This window comes from Pantoea phosphatilytica (assembly GCF_051025615.1).
Lineage (GTDB): Bacteria > Pseudomonadota > Gammaproteobacteria > Enterobacterales > Enterobacteriaceae > Pantoea.
In genome coordinates, this window is the sequence record NZ_JBPFDF010000001.1 from 1,355,415 (window position 1) to 1,373,926 (window position 18,512).

Annotated in this window: 17 protein-coding genes; 8 read left to right on the forward strand and 9 right to left on the reverse strand. The window is 58.0% G+C overall.

Features of this window, described 5'->3' with window-relative positions; translation table 11 throughout:
* Window positions 1–2: 2 nt before the first annotated feature.
* From ACR6AS_RS06675 to ACR6AS_RS06685, 3 genes are all read left to right on the forward strand, one after another.
* Window positions 3–803 (forward strand): PTS mannose/fructose/sorbose transporter subunit IIC, encoded by an 801-nt coding sequence (locus ACR6AS_RS06675; RefSeq protein ID WP_111138889.1) that lies wholly within the window; start codon window positions 3–5, stop codon window positions 801–803.
* A 15-nt stretch (window positions 804–818) separates the two neighbouring features.
* Entirely contained in the window at window positions 819–1,664 is an 846-nt protein-coding gene (locus ACR6AS_RS06680; RefSeq protein ID WP_111138860.1) for a PTS mannose transporter subunit IID, read from the forward strand.
* A gap of 90 nt (window positions 1,665–1,754) precedes the next feature.
* Entirely contained in the window at window positions 1,755–2,213 is a 459-nt protein-coding gene (locus ACR6AS_RS06685) for a DUF986 family protein (RefSeq protein WP_111138859.1), read from the forward strand.
* Here the strand turns inward: ACR6AS_RS06685 and rlmA are convergent.
* The 4 genes from rlmA to ACR6AS_RS06705 all read right to left on the reverse strand — a co-directional run bounded on the left by rlmA (window position 2,210) and on the right by ACR6AS_RS06705 (window position 5,312).
* A complete protein-coding gene (gene rlmA / locus ACR6AS_RS06690) occupies window positions 2,210–3,019 on the reverse strand; it encodes a 23S rRNA (guanine(745)-N(1))-methyltransferase (protein ID WP_111138858.1) in 810 nt (269 codons plus the stop codon). The genes ACR6AS_RS06685 and rlmA overlap by 4 nt on opposite strands.
* 137 nt (window positions 3,020–3,156) lie before the next feature.
* Window positions 3,157–3,366 carry a transcription antiterminator/RNA stability regulator CspE gene (gene cspE, locus ACR6AS_RS06695; protein WP_003852684.1) on the reverse strand — a complete coding sequence of 70 codons (210 nt, stop codon included), beginning with the start codon at window positions 3,364–3,366 and terminating at the stop codon, window positions 3,157–3,159.
* 644 nt (window positions 3,367–4,010) lie between these two features.
* Window positions 4,011–5,021, reverse strand: a complete 1,011-nt coding sequence (locus tag ACR6AS_RS06700) for an MBL fold metallo-hydrolase (RefSeq protein WP_293771164.1) — start codon at window positions 5,019–5,021, stop codon at window positions 4,011–4,013.
* 18 nt (window positions 5,022–5,039) lie between these two features.
* Window positions 5,040–5,312, reverse strand: coding sequence for a YebO family protein (locus ACR6AS_RS06705; protein ID WP_111138856.1), 273 nt, complete (start codon window positions 5,310–5,312; stop codon window positions 5,040–5,042).
* Window positions 5,313–5,524: 212 nt separating this feature from the next.
* Here ACR6AS_RS06705 and ACR6AS_RS06710 point away from each other — a divergent pair, with 212 nt between their 5' ends.
* On the forward strand, window positions 5,525–5,761 hold the full coding sequence (locus ACR6AS_RS06710; protein ID WP_111138855.1) for a YobH family protein: 237 nt from the start codon (window positions 5,525–5,527) through the stop codon (window positions 5,759–5,761).
* 30 nt (window positions 5,762–5,791) lie between these two features.
* Here the strand turns inward: ACR6AS_RS06710 and kdgR are convergent, their stop codons facing one another.
* Window positions 5,792–6,583 (reverse strand): DNA-binding transcriptional regulator KdgR, encoded by a 792-nt coding sequence (gene kdgR / locus ACR6AS_RS06715; protein ID WP_434161539.1) that lies wholly within the window; start codon window positions 6,581–6,583, stop codon window positions 5,792–5,794.
* 185 nt (window positions 6,584–6,768) lie between these two features.
* Between kdgR and ACR6AS_RS06720 the strand changes: the two genes are divergently transcribed.
* Window positions 6,769–8,139 carry an MFS transporter gene (locus tag ACR6AS_RS06720; RefSeq protein WP_111138853.1) on the forward strand — a complete coding sequence of 457 codons (1,371 nt, stop codon included), beginning with the start codon at window positions 6,769–6,771 and terminating at the stop codon, window positions 8,137–8,139.
* Between the two features lie 54 nt (window positions 8,140–8,193).
* On the opposite strand, the gene htpX is transcribed toward ACR6AS_RS06720, so the two are convergent.
* The 4 genes from htpX to ACR6AS_RS06740 form a co-directional block, all read right to left on the reverse strand.
* Window positions 8,194–9,075 (reverse strand): protease HtpX, encoded by an 882-nt coding sequence (htpX, locus tag ACR6AS_RS06725; protein WP_111138852.1) that lies wholly within the window; start codon window positions 9,073–9,075, stop codon window positions 8,194–8,196.
* 244 nt (window positions 9,076–9,319) lie between these two features.
* Window positions 9,320–11,359 (reverse strand): carboxy terminal-processing peptidase, encoded by a 2,040-nt coding sequence (prc, locus tag ACR6AS_RS06730; RefSeq protein WP_293771177.1) that lies wholly within the window; start codon window positions 11,357–11,359, stop codon window positions 9,320–9,322.
* Between the two features lie 19 nt (window positions 11,360–11,378).
* Complete coding sequence (proQ, locus tag ACR6AS_RS06735; protein ID WP_111138850.1) at window positions 11,379–12,080, reverse strand: RNA chaperone ProQ; 702 nt, start codon at window positions 12,078–12,080, stop codon at window positions 11,379–11,381.
* A gap of 96 nt (window positions 12,081–12,176) precedes the next feature.
* A complete protein-coding gene (locus ACR6AS_RS06740) occupies window positions 12,177–12,677 on the reverse strand; it encodes a GAF domain-containing protein (protein ID WP_111138849.1) in 501 nt (166 codons plus the stop codon).
* A gap of 214 nt (window positions 12,678–12,891) precedes the next feature.
* Between ACR6AS_RS06740 and yebS the strand changes: the two genes are divergently transcribed.
* From yebS to rsmF, 3 genes are all read left to right on the forward strand, one after another.
* Entirely contained in the window at window positions 12,892–14,136 is a 1,245-nt protein-coding gene (yebS, locus tag ACR6AS_RS06745) for a membrane integrity lipid transport subunit YebS (RefSeq protein WP_293771180.1), read from the forward strand.
* Window positions 14,105–16,738: a PqiB family protein gene (locus ACR6AS_RS06750; RefSeq protein ID WP_434161541.1), complete on the forward strand. Its 2,634-nt coding sequence runs from the start codon at window positions 14,105–14,107 to the stop codon at window positions 16,736–16,738. The genes yebS and ACR6AS_RS06750 overlap by 32 nt, the downstream gene beginning before the upstream one ends.
* A gap of 141 nt (window positions 16,739–16,879) precedes the next feature.
* On the forward strand, window positions 16,880–18,313 hold the full coding sequence (gene rsmF / locus ACR6AS_RS06755) for a 16S rRNA (cytosine(1407)-C(5))-methyltransferase RsmF (protein ID WP_434161543.1): 1,434 nt from the start codon (window positions 16,880–16,882) through the stop codon (window positions 18,311–18,313).
* Window positions 18,314–18,512 lie beyond the last annotated feature (199 nt).

Sequence of the window (18,512 nt, forward strand, 5' to 3'; positions counted from 1 at the left end):
TGATGGAAATAACCTCGCTACAGATTATTTTGATTTTTATCGTTGCCTGTATTGCCGGGATGGGGTCGATTCTGGATGAGTTCCAGTTTCACCGTCCGCTGGTCGCCTGCACTCTGATCGGTATCGTGCTGGGGGATATGAAAACCGGCATCATTATCGGCGGTACGCTGGAGATGATCGCGCTGGGCTGGATGAACATCGGGGCCGCCGTGGCGCCGGATGCCGCCCTCGCCTCGATTATCTCGACCATTCTGGTTATCGCGGGCGGTCAGAGCGTCGGAGCCGGTATCGCGCTGGCGATCCCGCTCGCCGCCGCCGGACAGGTTTTGACGATTATCGTGCGGACGCTGACCGTCGCCTTCCAGCATGCGGCGGACAAAGCGGCCGAAAAAGGCAATCTCACGGCCATCTCCTGGATCCATGTCTCAGCCCTGCTGCTGCAGGCGATGCGTATCGCCATCCCGGCCCTGATCGTGGCGATTTCTGTCGGCACCAGCGCGGTGCACGCCCTGCTCAGTTCAATCCCGGAAGTGGTGACCAACGGGCTGAATATCGCGGGCGGCATGATTGTGGTGGTCGGTTACGCGATGGTGATCAACATGATGCGCGCGGGCTACCTGATGCCCTTCTTCTACCTGGGCTTCGTGACGGCGGCTTTCACCAGCTTCAACCTGGTGGCGCTGGGCGTGATTGGCGTGGTGATGGCAGTGCTCTACATCCAGCTCAGCCCGAAATATAACCGTGCGGCGGGTGCGCCCGCCGCTGCCGCGACCCCAAACGATCTCGATAACGAACTCGATTAAGGAACAGGTGAGCACATGGTCGATATAACCAAGGTCGAAAAGAAACTGACACCCGGCGATGTCCGCGCCGTTTTTCTGCGCTCCAACCTGTTCCAGGGTTCATGGAACTTTGAACGTATGCAGGCGCTGGGCTTCTGCTTCTCAATGGTGCCGGTGATCCGCCGTCTCTATCCTGAGAATAATGAGGCGCGTAAACAGGCGATTAAACGCCATCTGGAGTTCTTTAACACGCATCCTTATGTGGCCGCGCCGGTGCTGGGCGTCACGATGGCGATGGAGGAGCAGCGGGCCAACGGCGCGGCCATCGACGATGGGGCGATTAACGGCCTGAAGGTCGGGCTGATGGGACCGCTGGCCGGGGTGGGCGATCCCATCTTCTGGGGCACGGTGCGACCGGTCTTTGCCGCGCTGGGGGCCGGTATCGCCATGAGCGGCAGCCTGCTGGGCCCGCTGCTGTTCTTTGTGCTGTTCAACCTCGCGCGCCTGCTGACCCGCTACTACGGTGTGGCCTATGGTTACCGCAAAGGGATCGATATCGTCAGCGACATGGGCGGCGGTTTCCTGCAGAAACTCACGGAGGGCGCCTCGATCCTGGGGCTGTTTGTAATGGGGGCGCTGGTCAACAAGTGGACGCACGTTAACATCCCGCTGGTGGTGTCACGCATCACTGACTCGACCGGTAAAACCACAGTAACCACGGTGCAGTCGATTCTCGATCAGCTGATGCCGGGCATCGTGCCGCTGCTGCTCACCTTCGGCTGCATGTGGCTGTTGCGCCGTAAGGTGAATGCGCTGTGGATTATCGTCGGCTTCTTCGCCATCGGTATCTTCGGTTACTGGATAGGCCTGCTCGGTCTGTAATCTTATCCCGCCGGGTACGCCACCGCCCGGCGGCTGGCAGGATGAGCCGGGCCATACCCGGCTGATCCCGCCCTGTCTGAGGCCGCTGTCATGTCTTTAACCGATGCGCTGATCGCGCTCTGTGTTGCCGCCCTGCTGCTGTTTGCGATTTATGATGAGGCGATCCTGCCCCGCCGTCGTGGTCCGACCCGGTTAAGGGTGACGCTGCGGAGACGGCATAAAATCGACAGCCTGATTTTCATCGGGCTGCTGCTGATGCTGCTCTGGAATAATCTCAGCCATCAGGGCCCGCCGCTCACCACCTCCCTGCTGATGGTGCTGAGTTTTCTGGCGTTCTGGCTTTTCTGGCTGCGTAAACCCACGCTACTAATGAAGAACGCGGGACTGTTTTACGCCGGTGTCTGGGTCGATTACCGGCGGATTCAGGGCATGAATCTTTCTGAGGATGGCATTCTGGTGGTGCAGCTGGAGCAGCGCCGGCTGCTGATTGCCGTGCAGCAGCTCGACGATCTGGAGCGCATCTACCATACGCTGGTGGAGGCGCGTTAGTCGCGCTGCCAGAGTGTCAGGCTGAAGTCTGCATCGCAGCTGAACTGCTCACTCTGTTGCAGGGTCTGCCAGACCGCTTCACGCGCACGCCAGGCGAACGGCGTCATCTGCAGCAGGGTTGTCGCGGCCGCGCCCGTCAGCGCCATCGGGTAGCGCAGCGCATGCTGAGCCCGCTGGCGGAAACCGGGATAGGATTTCTGTTCCGGCACATGCAGCTGCACTTCACGATAGATCAACGCCTTAAACTGCTGCAGATGGTGCGGGCCGGGTGTGACGGTCAGCACCAGCCCCCCCGGCTTCAGTACGCGCGCCAGCTCGGCTTCATTGCAGGGCGCATAAATCCGCACAATCGCATCCAGCGATCCATCGGCAAAAGGTAAGCGCTGGCTGGAGGCGACACAGAAACGTACCGCCGGATAGCGCTTTGCCGCCAGCCGGATCGCTGTTCTGGCGACATCCAGCCCATAGATCGTTGCCGCCTCACCGGCGGCTTCGGCCAGCGCGGCGGTGTAGTAACCCTCGCCGCAGCCGATATCCAGAAGGCGGCACGCAGGCTGCTGGAGTACGGACGCGAGCAGCGTGACGACCTGCTCCCGCAGCGGCTGATAATAGCCTGCCTCAAGAAATTCCCGTCTCGCCTGCATCATCTCTGCACTGTCACCCGGTTCCCGCGACCGTTTATGCTGAACGGGTAGCAGATTGACATACCCTTCTTTCGCCTGGTCAAACTGATGGCGATTTTCACAGCACCAGCTGCGTTCTTTCAGGGTGAGAGAAGTGTGACAAAGAGGGCAAATCAGGGACATAAGGTGCTCCGGCATCAGATAACGCGGCGCAGTGTAACCTTATCATTTCCGCATCGGAAGCATAAAGAAAGCCCCGGCTATGCAGCCAGGGCTTTAAAATTCCAGGTCAGGGTGCGATGCACCGGGCTGGCATCGGATCAGATAGCAGTGACGTTAACAGCTGCCGGGCCTTTCTGGCCATCCTGAATTTCAAACTCAACGCTCTGGCCTTCAGCCAGGGTTTTGAAACCATTGCCCTGGATTGCAGAGAAGTGTACGAACACATCTTTGCTGCCGTCTGCAGGGGTGATGAAGCCAAAACCTTTAGACTCGTTGAACCACTTAACCTGACCTTTAATCTTTGCCATTTTGCAAATTCCTTTAGATGTTTATTAAGCCCGAAGGCTGTCTTACAGAAAAACCAGAGACATTACTGCATGAGGCACTAATTAAGGTTCGGCAAGGAAGCGGTATTCAACGTCAACGTCTTTACTCGTACTTCTTTACTGAAGATGCCATGCATAAACAGAACTGTACCTCGTTTAACCCACGAATTGTTATCACATATCCCAAAAATAATGGCAAGCCATTTTTAATGCCTCAGCGAGGCTGCGCACACAATTGACGTCAGGCTCACATTGCCTGTTCAGAGAGGTGGACAAAACGCGGTGTGAATAATGCTCTGCCGCGGCCAGCCCCCTTTTTAACGCGCGGTTTCCGGCGCTAACCTGATGGATACCATAAGAAATAAATATTGCATAAATATGGCAGAGGCAGAATGAATAAGCAGAGCGGCACCCATGTCTGTTATGTGAAATCAGCCGTCAATCCTGTACAGCGACGCTTATTTCGTACAGGTAACACTTTTTTTGCACCAAAAGCAGGAGCCAGACATAAGCACTGCTCCAAATAAAAGCAACGGCATCCTTTTTACTTATTAAGAATTTAACTTTCGATTTGAAAAAATTGATGCCGGATAAAAAAATGCTGGCTTTTATTTGCCCGCCAGGCTTTAGGACGTTTCCTGGGCAGCGTTATTCAGACGGCGGCTTTCCCCTATTCGCCACGGCGCGAAGTCGCCGTTACGCTCATGCGCCCGGTACAGCGCCTGCGCCAGTTCCTGCGGAGGGGCATCCAGCGACTCATCGGCCAGTTCGAAAACCCCCCAGTGGATGGGCAGCGTCAGCGGCCTGCCGGCCTTCTGCCACAACGCCACCGCCTGATCCGGGTCCATATGCTGCCCGGCCATAAACCAGCGCGGCGCATAGGCACCAATGGGCAGCGCAGCCAGCGTGAACGGCCCCAGCCGGGCGATGATCTCCGCGAGGCTGTCGCTGTAGCCGCTGTCGCCGGAGAACCAGAAACGGCAGGCGGCTGAGCGCACTACCCAGCCGCACCAGAGTGAGCGGTTACGGTCAAAGGGCGTCCGCATACTCCAGTGACGCGCCGGTACGGCATCGATGTGCAGTTCGCCGAGCGTGATCGACTGCCACCAGTCGAGCTGATGCACCTCTCTGACGCCGCGCGCCCTGCACCACTTCGCCAGCCCCAGCGGCACAACAAAGGTCGCCTGCGGAAATCGGCGGACAATCGCCTTCACCGTCGATCGATCCAGATGATCGTAATGATTGTGTGAAATCAGCACCACATCAAGACGCGGCAGATCGGCGATGCTGAGCGGCGCGGGCGTTTTCCGCTGCGGACCGGCAAAGGGCAGCGGTGAGGCGCGGGAAGAGAGCACCGGATCGATCAGGATATAGCGCTGGCTGAGGCGCAGCAGCACGGCGGCATGGCCGAGCCACCAGATACGATCGTCGCTGCCGCTGAGATCGGCAGGCTGCCACCACTCCCGGACAAAAGCCGCGTAGCCCTGCCGGGGCGGCAGCGGCAATCCCCCGGCTTTACGCTCACGGCGCCAGCGCTTCAGATCGCCTGGCTGCCGCAGATCCGGTTCAGGATTCGAGAAGCCCTGAGGCGTATGGTGCGCTTTGCGGCTGTCGTACCACGGATTTTTCCAGGCCATCCCGCCTCCCTGCTGTGATTATCGCTCCGGGATTAACCGGATAAAGTCGCGCTTCTCCCGATCGTCATCGGTTTTTTTTGGCTCTGCGCCTGGCTGCATCTCAATCAGCCGACGCAGCAGCTGATTTTGTTTCTTCTGCTCTTCGAGCAGCGACTCCAGTAACCGGATCTGTTCACCGGCGCGCACGCTGGCCCGGTTAACAAAGAACCAGGCGATAAACGCCACAATCACCATGATGACCAGCAGGCCATAACTGACCAGCGATCCCGAATTTGCGGCTAACTCATTCATAACTGCCTCGTAAAACTAAGTGGAAATACCAGAACATCACAGCCGCCTATTCTACCTGTCGGCACTGCAAAAGATAATGGGGCGAACAGCAATGCAGAATTTGCCGTTTCAGTTATCTCTGATCGATTCCGCCAGAAAAGCCGGGCATGCTGATATCATTATACCCGGCGGCACCCTGTGCGGCGCTGAGCTATCTTTCACAAGGAGACTTCATGAAACTGTTTATTCGCGCAACAGGCCTGCTGGCGGTGATCTGGCTGGCGATGCTGTTTACGGGTTACGGAGTGCTGACCGGCAGTACGAAGAATGCGGCCGGGCTCGGCCTGCAGTGCAGTTACCTGACCGCGCGCGGCGTGATCAGCGCACAGTATCTGCACACCGACAGTGGCGTAGTGGGCGTCACGGATTGTCCGCTGCTGAAGAAAAGCGGCGAAGTGATCGACAATTAACGACAGGCGGGCCGGATGGCCCGCTTTTGCTCAGAACGGATAGTCGTGGTAGCCCATCTCTGCAGAAAGCGTGCGCGCCGCCCGGTGCAGCATATTGACATAGTCCTGACGGGCATCCTCTGAGAACCGGATAGTGGGAAACGAGATACTGAGGCCGGCAATCACCACGCCAAAACGGTCAAACACCGGCACAGCGAGGCAGCGTAACCCCTCTTCCTGCTCTTCATTATCTTCGCCATAGCCCTGCACCCTGACCTGATCCAGCACCGCCAGCAGTGCTTCTGCGCTTAGCAGGGTATTGGCGGTGCTGCGCCTGAACTCCACTTCCCGCAGGATCTCATTCACTTCGCTGCGATCGCGCCATGCGAGCAGGACCTTGCCGATGGCGGTGGTGTGAAGCGGATTACGGCGGCCAATGCGCGAATACATACGCAGATTATAGAGCGAGTCGATTTTGTGGATGTAGACAATGCTGTCCTCTTCCAGCGCGCCCAGATGAATAGTCTCTCGGGTCTGGCGCGAGAGCTCACGCATCTGCACATCGGCGCTGCGGATTAAATCGACGTTCTGCAGTGCCTTCGCGCCCAATTCAAACAGCTTCAGCGTGAGGGAGTACTTTTCGCTCTCGCCCTCCTGGGTGACGTAGCCCAGCGACTTCATGGTCTGCAGAAAACGGTAGACGGTGCTTTTTGACATCATCACACGCTGCGCGAGCTCGGTAATACCGTGATCGCGCTCTTCACCCAGCGCCTGCAGAATGCCAAACACTTTGAGAACCGAAGAGACCGAATCGGGCTGTTTATCATTTTCAGCAGAGGACATCACGCACCTTGTTAAGCTGTTTCAAAAAAAATGGAACGGACTGTTAGTATAGAGCGAGGCACCGCAGGGCAGCAATCCTTTAACCATTAAGTCATATTTTAAGACAGTTTTTATTTACCGCATCGCTGCATTTCCCGGCTAACTTGATTAGCATGATGATATTCACCCTCTTTAGTAGTTAACTTATGACCCCTTCTCCCCCGCAGGATGGCTTACCCACGGCGCAACGCTACAAGGCGATTGTCACCATCGCCCTCGGCCTGACGATGGCGGTGCTGGATGGCGCGATTGCCAACGTCGCGCTGCCGACGATTTCGCGTGAGCTGAACGCCAGCCCGGCGCAGTCGATCTGGATTGTGAATGCTTATCAGATAGCCATTATTGTCTCACTGCTGTCGCTCTCGTTTCTCGGCGACATGCTCGGTTACCGTCGCGTCTATCAGGCGGGCCTTGCGCTATTTATCGTCACCTCGCTGTTCTGCGCCTTCTCGACTTCACTGACGATGCTGACCTTCGCCCGCGTGCTGCAGGGGCTGGGCGGCGCGGCGCTGATGAGTGTGAATACGGCGCTGATACGCATTATCTATCCGCAGCGCTATCTGGGGCGCGGCATGGCGATCAACTCGCTGGTCGTAGCCGTCTCCACCGCGGCCGGGCCGACGGTGGCGGCCGCCATTCTGTCGGTGGCGAGCTGGAAATGGCTGTTTCTGATTAACGTGCCGCTGGGGGCCGTGGCGCTCTGGCTGGCGCTGCGCACGCTGCCGGATAACCCGCAGAAGGCGACCACCCAGAAATTCGACGTGCCCAGCGCCATCATGAACGCGCTGTTCTTTGGGCTGATCATCTCTGCCCTGAGCGGGTTTGCTCAGGGTCAGCGTCATCTGCTGGTGCTGGCGGAAGTCGTGGCGCTGCTGATTATCGGCGGGTTCTTCATCCGGCGTCAGCTGAACATGGCGGTGCCACTGCTGCCGGTGGATCTGCTGCGCATTCCGGTTTTCAGCCTGTCGATGGGCACCTCAGTCTGCTCCTTCTGCGCGCAGATGCTGGCGATGGTTTCCCTGCCCTTCTTTCTGCAGAACGTCCTGCAGCGCGGTGAGGTGGCGACGGGGTTACTGCTGACGCCGTGGCCGCTGGCGACGATGGTGTTTGCGCCGATTGCGGGCCGGCTGATTGAGCGTTTTCACGCCGGGCTGCTGGGCGGCATCGGCCTGGCCATGTTTGCCCTGGGGCTGTTCCTGCTCGCCTGGCTGCCGGCTAATCCCACCGATGGCGATATCATCTGGCGCATGATGCTGTGCGGTGCCGGGTTTGGCCTGTTTCAGTCGCCCAACAACCATACCATCGTCACCTCGGCACCCCGCCATCGCAGCGGCGGCGCCAGCGGCATGCTGGGCACCGCGCGCCTGCTGGGACAGAGTATGGGCGCGGCGCTGGTTGCGCTGATGTTTAATCTGTTTGATGAGCGGGGTACGCATGCGTCACTGCTGCTGGCGGGCAGTTTCGCCGCTGTCGCGGCACTGGTCAGCGTCTCGCGCATGACGCAGAGTCGCGCCTGACGGTGGCAAAACAAAAAGGCGACCCGGAGGTCGCCTTTTTTATGCTGCTGAGCACTATTTCAGATACTGACCGCTGCGCAGGGCTTCAATACGTTTGTCCAGCGGCGGATGCGACATAAACAGCTCGCTGAAGGATTTCCCTTTGCCGTTGATACAGAACGCCATCATGCTGCTGGGCTCCTGCGGTTCGTAGCTGGTTTTCAGGCGCTGCAGGGCCGCAATCATCTTCTCGCGTCCCACCAGCTTCGCTGAACCGGCATCGGCGTGGAACTCACGGTGACGGGAGAACCACATGGTGATGATGCTGGCGAGAATACCAAACACCAGTTCCAGCACCATCGATACCGCAAAATAGACCAGCGGGTTACCGTTGCTGCTCTCTTCATCATCGCGGTTGCCGGACATAAAGCCCGCTGCGATCTGCGCCAGAATCCGTGACACGAAAATCACGAAGGTATTCACCACCCCCTGAATCAGCGTCATGGTGATCATGTCGCCATTTGCGATGTGCGACACTTCATGCGCCAGCACCGCTTCCGCTTCGTCGCGACTCATGTTCTGCAGCAGACCGGTCGAGACAGCGACCAGCGAGGCGTTACGTCGCGCCCCCGTGGCAAAGGCGTTGATGTCAGGGGCGTGATAGATCGCCACCTGCGGCATCGCAATGCCCGCCTGCCGGGCCTGACGGCCAATGGTTTCCATCAGCCAGCGCTCGGTTTCGTTGCGTGGCTGTTCAATCACTTCACCGCCAACCGATCGCAGCGCCATCCACTTCGACATCAGCAGTGAAACAAACGCACCGCCGAAGCCAAACAGACCTGCCATAATCATCAGGCCCTGAACACTGCTTGACTGGATCCCTGTCAGGCTGAGAATCAGCCCGAATACCAACATCACAGCCAGGTTGGTCATCAGGAAAAGAGCAATACGCATCATTTTGGTTAATCTTCCTCAGTAGTTCACGCGCCTATACGCGGATCCATATCCTATGAGCATTGTGCTGGTTTTCAAGCAACCTTAACGTTTAAGTGCCTAAAAAGACATAACTTTACATTCTGACACGTCTGAAGCCGGGACCGGCATTCCGGCGGCTTTCGGCGCGCTAATCCCGGATTACCGGAAACTTTTTCAGCTGCAAAAAAAAGCACCGCTGAGCGGTGCTTTTGCGGACAACAGCGGGTTATTTCGCCGCCGGTGCTTCTGGCTGGGCTTTCTCCAGCTGCGCAAGATCGTTGGCGATCTTCACCGTCTCATCGAGGTAAGGATCGGGCTCTTTATAATCTTTCGGCAGCTCATCCAGGTTTTTCAGCGGTTTTTTGCCTTCGGCCTGGTAGCGCGCGTTGATACGTTCCAGACGTGACGCATCATCTTCGCGATTCTCTTTCTCGCGCTGCGCCAGGTTCAGCGACACGATGTTGCGTTTATCCTTCATGGCATTGAAACGTGCAATATCCTTCATGATGTACTGGAACTCGCGATCCTGAGCGATACGCTCAGCATGCTGCTTCGTCAGCTGCGCAACCAGCGGTTTAATATCACCGGTTTTGACATAGGTTGCAGCCTTGATGCTGTCCCACGGCAGGGCGTTGTCCTCAAATTTCTCACCGGTTTCCGCCGCTTCCACGCCGGTTGGCATCAGCAGATCGGGCGTGACGCCTTTACGCTGGGTGCTGCCGCCGTTGATGCGATAGAACTTCTGAATGGTGTAGGAGACGGAGCCTAACGCCGGCCACTCCGGACGCAGCATCTGGTCGTAGATACGATTCAGCGAACGATACTGCTGAACGGTGCCTTTACCAAAGGTCGGTTCGCCGACAATCACCGCACGGCCATAATCCTGCATGGCGGCTGCGAAGATCTCAGAGGCGGAGGCGCTGAAGCGATCGACCAGCACCACCAGCGGACCTTTGTAGTAGACTACGCCGTCGTTGTCGCTGTCTTCACGCACACGACCGTTGTTGTCGCGAACCTGCACTACCGGACCACTCGGAATAAACAGCCCGGAAAGTGACACGGCTTCGGTCAGTGCGCCACCGCCGTTGGTGCGCAGATCGATCACCACGCTGTCAACGTTCTGCTTCTGCAGTTTCTGCAGCTGCACTTTCACGTCATCGGTCAGACCGACATAGAAGCCCGGGATATCCAGCACGCCCACTTTCTGCTTGCCGACATTTTTAACGCTCATTTTTACCGCGCGATCTTCCAGACGGATCTTTTCGCGCGTCAGCGTTACGGTACGGGTTTTGGTGCCCTTACCGGCAGGTAGGATCTCAAGGCGCACTTTGCTGCCCTTCGGTCCTTTGATTTTGGCGACGACATCATCCAGACGCCAGCCGATCACATCTTCCATCGGCTTGCCGGGCTGACCCACGCCGACGATGCGATCGCCTACCGTGATGGCTTTGCTTTTCGCTGCCGGGCCGCCTGCGACCATCGAGTTAATGACGGTGTAGTCATCATCCATCTGCAGCACGGCACCGATCCCCTCCAGGGAGAGGCTCATTTCGGTGTTAAACTGCTCGGTGTTACGCGGCGACAGATAACTGGTGTGCGGATCGATTTCGCGGGCAAAGGCGTTCATCACCAGCTGGAAAACGTCTTCGCCATTGCTCTGAGCCAGACGACGGATGGCGAAGTTGTAACGCTTAGTCAGAACGTCGCGGATCTCCTTATCATCTTTGCCCGCCAGCTTCAGACTCAGCTGATCATATTTCACCTTGGCATCCCAGAGCGCGTTGAGTTCCGCTTCATCTTTCGGCCACGGGGCTTTTGCGCGATCAATGTCGATAGTGTCATTGCCGCTGAAATTCATCGGACGCGCCAGCACCGTCAGCGCATACTGATAGCGCTCGAAACGGCGTTTCTGCGCCAGATTATAGAGGTCGTAAAAGAGATCCAGCTTGCCGCTGCGCAGCTCATCGCCAACGGTCCCTTTCTTGCTGGCAAACTGCGCCACATCTGACGCCAGCAGCACATTGTGGCTGTAGTCGAGCATGTTCAGATAGCGATCGAAAATCTTCGCTGAAAAGTTCTGATCCAGGTCGAACTGACGGTAGTGGGAACGGGTGAAGCGCGAGGTTACGCGCTCACTGACCGTAGGGTCCTGCGGGTCTTCATGAAGCTGGGGGATCTGATCGGCGCGCGTGATGTTCTCTGCGCCGAAGGCAGGGCCTGCTAACAGCAGGCCCGCAATAAGTCCAACTCTTAAAAGGGTGTTCATGCCGGGGTTAGCCTCCGTTTCAGAACTGCAAATGTTCTGCGCGCACAATCATTGCCATGCCGGAAGCGAGCTGGACCCGAACGCCGTCTTTCGATACTTCCAGAACGGTGGCGTCCATCGCACTTTTGCCTGCTTTAACTTTAATACTCTGGCCGGGTTGCAAAGTTGAGGTATCAGTGATGGGTTTGGCTTCCTGCTCCGGACGCGGAGCGGGCTTGCGATGTTGTGAAGCGGTCGCACGCGGTGCCGTGTTCTGAGGACGCGGTTTACGCGGTGCATCGCCTTCTGCAGGCTTACGCGCGGCCGGCTTGCGTGGACGACGCGGTGCTGCGCCCTCTTCGCTCTCGCCTGCTTCACGACGTGCGGCACGCTGTTGATCGCGCTGCGCCTGAACGCGCGCTTTGGCTTCTTCGAGCTGCTTGCGTGCATGCTCAACGTGCTGCTCGTCCAGCACGCCACAGGCGTTGCCGTCGAGATCGACACGAATCGCACCGGCTTTGATGCCGTAAAGGTAACGCCAGCTTGACGTATAGAGACGCAGCGCAGAACGCAGCTGTGTTTTGCTCAGACCCATTTCGCCCTGAACACGCTCGACCAGATCCTGAAAGATACCGATTTTGAGCGGACGCGCTTCACCTTCAGCGCTAAAGCAGTGCGGAAAACGCTCCGCCAGAAACGTGATGACTTCTTTACTGCTATTCAACTTAGGTTGATTTTCCATGAAATTTCCTGATTACAACGGGTTTGCCGACCAGCGCAGGCATGAACAGGCGACATTATAATGACAACATCGCTAAATGCCATGTGATCCAGTCGATTAGCTGCGTGTCAGCTGCAGATATTTTTCTAAGTCGCTGTTCGCAAGCACTTCACAAAGCCCATCAGTCAGCGTGACCAGGCCCGATTCGTCGTCGCTGTCAAAGCGATTGAACACTACGCTGTCAATGTCCAGCACCCCAACCACAGTGCCATTCACTTTCAGAGGAATCACAATCTCAGCATTGCTGGCTGCGTCACAGGCGATGTGGCCCGGGAAAGCATGCACATCATCCACGCGTTGCACTTTTTCTTCTGCCAGCGCCGTGCCACACACACCTTTACCGACCGGAATACGCACACAGGCGATTTTGCCCTGGAACGGGCCCAACACCAGCGTATCGGCTTCCGTCAGCAGGTAGAAACCTGCCCAGTTCACACCTTCGAGACGTTCGTACAGCAGCGCGCTGAAGTTTCCCATTGCGGCGAGGAACGCCGTTTCTCCCGCCAGCAAGGCGCGCATATCGCGATTCAAATCGGCGTAAAAGGCAGTTTTGTTCATTATTTAACCATTACCAATGACATCTGAACGGAGCAACTGAGACCGTTCGTTAAAAATAAGTTTTAAATATCCAGAGCCACAAGGTGAATCATAGCGTTAGTTGCTATACCCTTAGCATTCTGTGGATCGAAGCGTGATGCCCGAGACAGGCACACAGACAATGTCTTGACGACCAATAATAGTTACTTCTGAAGAGCGAAGACTGCCTCACCCTATGAAAATTCACGCTATCAGCCAGACATTGCCTCACGCACGTTATCAGCGTTGTCCGCAATGCGATACCCTTTTTTCCTTACCGGATGTGAAATCGCATCAGTCGGCTTACTGCCCGCGCTGCCATGCTGAGATTCTCAGCGGTCGAGACTGGTCCATGACCCGCCTGATGGCGATGGCCGCCACCATGATTGTGTTAATGCCCTTTGCCTTCTCGCTGCCGCTGGTCGATATCCGGCTGCTCGGTATGCGCATCAACGCCAGCGTGCTGGAAGGCGTCATCCAGATGACCCAGCAGGGTGATGTGCTGACCGCCTCAATGGTAGCGTTCTGTACTATCGGCGCGCCCGTGACGCTGGTCGTCGGCATCTGTTACCTCGGCATCGGGCGGCGTCTGGGCATGAACCTGCGGCCTGTGCTGCTGATGCTTGAGAAGCTCAAAGAGTGGGTGATGCTCGATATCTACCTGATCGGTATCGCCGTGGCGTCCATTAAAGTCCAGGACTATGCTTCGCTGGAGATTGGCTACGGGCTGGCGGCTTACATTGCCCTGACGGTGCTGAGTGTGCTGACGCTGATCCACCTGAATATGGAGCAGTTGTGGGAACACTTTTACCCGCAGCGGCCGGGAAATATGGCCCGTGACGCGATGCAGGTCTGCCTGAACTGCCACCATACCGGCCTGCCCGACGCCCGTGGCCGCTGTCCGCGCTGTCACACCCCGCTCGACTTCCGGCGTCGTCACAGCCTGCAAAAATCCTGGGCCGCGCTGATCGCCTCGATTGTGCTGTTGATCCCCGCCAACCTGATGCCCATCTCGGTGGTCTACGTCAACGGGTCGCGCCGCGAGGATACGATCTTCTCCGGCATCCTGTCGCTGGGGGAAGGCAATGTACCGGTGGCCGCGATTGTGTTTATCGCCAGTATTCTGGTGCCCTTTACCAAGGTGCTGGTGATGCTGACCCTGCTGCTCAGCATTCATTTTCGCTGTGAACAGGGGCTCAGAACCCGCATCCTGTTACTGCGGTTCGTGACCTGGGTCGGCCGCTGGTCGATGCTCGATCTGTTTGTCATTTCGTTAACCATGTCGCTGGTCAACCGCGACCAGCTACTGGCTTTTACCATGGGACCGGCGGCGCTGTTTTTTGGCGCGGCCGTTATCCTGACCATTATGTCTGTTGAGTGGCTGGACAGCCGCCTGCTCTGGGATGCACATGCAACAGGAAACGCCGACTACACCGACTAACGCCACGCTGCGCAATAAGCGTAAAATTTCGCCCTTCTGGCTGCTGCCAATTATTGCGATGTTGATCGCCTGCTGGCTGCTCTGGACCAATTACCAGGAGCGCGGCACCACCATCACCATCAATTTCCAGACGGCGGATGGTATCGTGCCGGGCCGCACCCCGATTCGTTATCAGGGTGTGGAAGTGGGCACCGTGCAGGGCATTAATCTCAGTGACGATTATCGCAGCATTCAGATCAAAGCGAGCATCAAGAGCGATATGCGTGATGCGCTGCGCGAAGATACGCAGTTCTGGCTGGTGACGCCGAAAGCCTCCCTGGCTGGCGTATCGGGACTGGATGCGCTGGTGGGGGGTAACTATATCGGGATGATGCCGGGTAAAGGCAAACCCCGCGACGCGTTCACTGCGCTGGATACGCAGCCGAAATACCGGGTCAATACCGGTGAACTGCTGATCCACTTACATGCGCCCGACCTGGGATCGCTCAGCACCGGGTCACTGGTCTACTACCGCAAAATTCCGGTGGGCCGGGTCTATGACTACAACATTAACAGCAAGACCGACGGCGTTGCGATCGATGTGCTGATCGACCGTCGTTTTGTCAATCTGGTGAAAACCAGCAGCCGCTTCTGGAACGTCTCGGGTGTCAACGCCGACGTCAGCCTGAGCGGCGCAAAGGTTCAGTTGGAGAGTCTGGCGGCGCTGGTGAATGGCGCTATCGCCTTTGACTCACCCGAGGGCGCACAGGCGGCGAAGTCGGAGCAGCACTACCGGCTCTATCCCGATCTCGCCCACAGCCAGCGCGGAGTGCTAATCACCCTGGATCTGCCCGACGGCAGAAACCTGAAAGCGGGCAGTACGCCGCTGATCTATCAGGGGCTGGAGGTCGGTACGCTGACGAAACTCAACCTGCAGGATGGCGGTAAAGTCACCGGCGAGCTGACCATCGATCCTTCGGTGGTCGGCCTGATGCGCAGCGGCACCCGGATTGAGATGCACAGCCCGAAAATCAGCCTGACCGATACCAGTCTCAGCGCACTGCTGACCGGCAATACGCTGGAGCTGGTGCCGGGCGAAGGCGAGCCGCAGCAGCACTTTACCGTGCTGGCGTCGAATGAAACCCTGCTGCAGAAGCCGAATGTTCTGACGGTCAGACTCAGCGCACCGGAGAGCTATGGCATCGACCAGGGTCAGCCGCTGATGCTGCACGGTATGCAGATTGGCCAGGTGATGTCGCGTTCGCTGGATGAGAATGGCGTGAATTTCGTGGTGGCGGTCAACCCGGAGAATCGCAACCTGGTGCACGGCGACAGTAAATTCATCGTTAACAGCCGCCTCGATGTGAAGTTTGGTCTGGATGGGATGCAGGTGTTAGGCGCCAGCGCCCGTGAGTGGGTCGATGGTGGTATCCGGCTGGAGCCGGGTAAAAAAGGCGCGCCGAAAAGCGCCTATCCGCTGTTTGCCGACGCGGAAAAAGCGGAAGAAGGCATTACCGGCGATGCCCCCTCTACGACGCTGATGCTGACGGCGAACAGCCTGCCTGACGTGCAGGCCGGTTCTGTGGTGCTCTACCGCAAATATCAGGTCGGGGAGATCGTGAAAGTAACGCCGCGCGCCGACGCCTTCGATATCGCCGTGCACATCAAGCCGGAGTATCGCAAGCTGCTGACCAGCGAAAGCGTCTTCTGGGCCGAGGGCGGCGCGCGCGTCAGCCTGAACGGCAGCGGCCTGACCGTGCAGGCGTCTCCGCTGAACCGGGCGCTCAAAGGGGCGATCAGCTTTGACAACATGAGTGGTGCACAGTCGGCTAAAGGGGCTAAACGGGTGCTCTACTCCTCTGAAACGGCGGCCCGCGCGGTCGGCAGTCAGATTACGCTGCATACCTATGACGCCAGCAAACTCTCGGCCGGGATGCCGATCCGCTATCTGGGAATTAACGTCGGCCAGGTCGAGTCGCTGTCGTTGAGCAAAGATAACAATCAGGTGGTGGCGAAAGCGGTGCTCTACCCTGAGTACGTCAACGACTTTGCCCGTCTGGGCAGCCGCTTCTCGGTCGTCTCCCCTGAGATCTCCGCCACCGGCGTGAATCATCTGGAGACGCTGCTGCAGCCCTATGTCAACGTCGATCCCGGCAAAGGAAACGCCGTGCGTTCGTTTGAGCTGCAGGAGAGCACGATCACCGATTCGCGTTACCTGAATGGTCTGAATATCTATGTGGATGCCACCGAGGCAGGCTCCCTGTCGCTGGGTACGCCGGTGCTGTTCCGGGGTGTGGAAGTGGGCACCGTGACCGGCACCTCGCTGGGAAATATGGCGGATCGCGTGCAGATCGCCCTGCGCATCAGCAAGAAGTATCAGCATCTGGTGCGTAATAACTCGGTGTTCTGGCTGGCGTCCGGCTATAACCTTGACTTCGGCCTGGTGGGCGGCGTGGTGAAAACCGGCACCTTCCAGCAGTTTATCCGTGGCGGCATCCAGTTTGCGACGCCGCCGACGGTGCCGCTGGCGCCGCAGGCGAACCCGGATAAGCACTTCCTGCTACAGGATGAAGCGCCGAAAGAGTGGCGCAACTGGGGAACCGCGATTCCGTCGCCGCGCTGAGCATACCTGGGATGGCGTCTTTTGCATCTATGCGAAAGGCGCATGCTCCCTGAGCGTTCACGTTATTCACTCTCAGACGGGCAGCCTCGCTGCCCGTTTGCTTTCCGCGTGATACACTGCCGCCTTTGCCTTAACTGGAATATGCCCGTGTCAGATGCTTCTTCACGTTTCCCCACCGAGTTTCTCTCTTTAATGCGTCAGAGCCTGCCCGACGAGGCAAGCTTCGACCAGTTTATTGCCATCAGCCAGCAACCGCTGCGCCGCAGCCTGCGCGTCAACACCCTGAAGATCAGCGTGCCTGACTTCCTGGCGCTGACGGCTGACTATGGCTGGCAGCTGACGCCGGTGCCGTGGTGCGAAGAGGGCTTCTGGATCAGCCGGGAGGATGAGAGCCTGCCGCTGGGCAGCGTGGCTGAACATCTCAGCGGCCTCTTCTATATTCAGGAAGCCAGCTCCATGCTGCCGGTAACTGCGCTGTTCGATGCGCAGCCCGACGTCAGCGCCGTGATGGATATGGCCGCCGCACCGGGTTCGAAAACCACCCAGATCGCTGCGCGGATGAAAAACAAGGGGGTGATCCTGGCGAATGAGTTCTCCTCCAGCCGGGTGAAAGTTCTGCACGCCAACATCAGCCGCTGCGGCGTCAGCAACAGCGCGCTGACCCACTTTGACGCACGGGTGTTTGGCCCGGCGCTGCCGGAACAGTTTGACGCCATCCTGCTGGATGCGCCCTGTTCAGGCGAAGGGGTGATCCGCAAAGATGCCGACGCGTTGAAAAACTGGACGCTGGCCAGCACCGAAGAGATTGCCGGGACGCAGCGCGATCTGCTCGACAGTGCGTTCCATGCCCTTAAACCGGGGGGCACGCTGGTCTACTCCACCTGTACCCTGAATCCGATCGAGAATCAGCAGGTGATCGGCTGGCTGCTACAGCGTTATCCCGGCGCAGTTGAGGTATTACCGCTGGATGAGCTGTTTCAGGGCGCGGATCAGGCCGCAACGCCGGAAGGCTATCTGCATGTCTTCCCGCAGATTTTTGACAGCGAAGGCTTCTTCGTGGCCCGCCTGCGTAAAATCGCGTCGGTCGCGCCTCTGCCCTCACCGGGTTATAAGGTTGGCAAGCTGCCCTTTTCTCATCTCAGCCGCAAACAGGAGAGTGAGATTATCGCCGCTGCCGCTGCGGTCTCCCTGAAATGGGATGCGTCCCTGACGCTGTGGCAGCGCGACAAAGAGATCTGGCTCTTTCCAGACGCCGTCACGCCGATGCTGGGTAAGGTCCGTTTTTCACGTATCGGCCTGAAGCTGGCCGAAACCTTTGCAAAGGGTTATCGCTGGCAGCATGAGGCGGTGGTGGCACTGGCGCAGCCTGATACCGCCCGGCGTTTTGAACTCACGGCGGCAGAGGCGGAAGAGTGGTATCGCGGCCGGGATATCTACCCGGAAACGGCACCGGCCAGCAATGAGATGATTGTGACCTATCAGCAGCAACCGCTGGGGCTGGCAAAGAAAGTGGGCAGCCGGATTAAGAACAGCTATCCGCGGGAACTGGTGCGCGACGGACGCCTGTTCCGTTAGTCGTAATCCAGAACCGGAAAGCCTGCCGGTTTGTGCTGAAGGCAGGCTGGTCGCGTGTGAAGGCGGTGGCGGGCAGAGCACGGGGAACAGGCGTCGGGCCTCTGTCGTTACCCTGAGGCGCACACAGCCGCCGCGTAATAGTGACACTGTCACGCGAAAACCCGGTTTATCGCTGCATCCCCCACCGTTCATCCCGGCG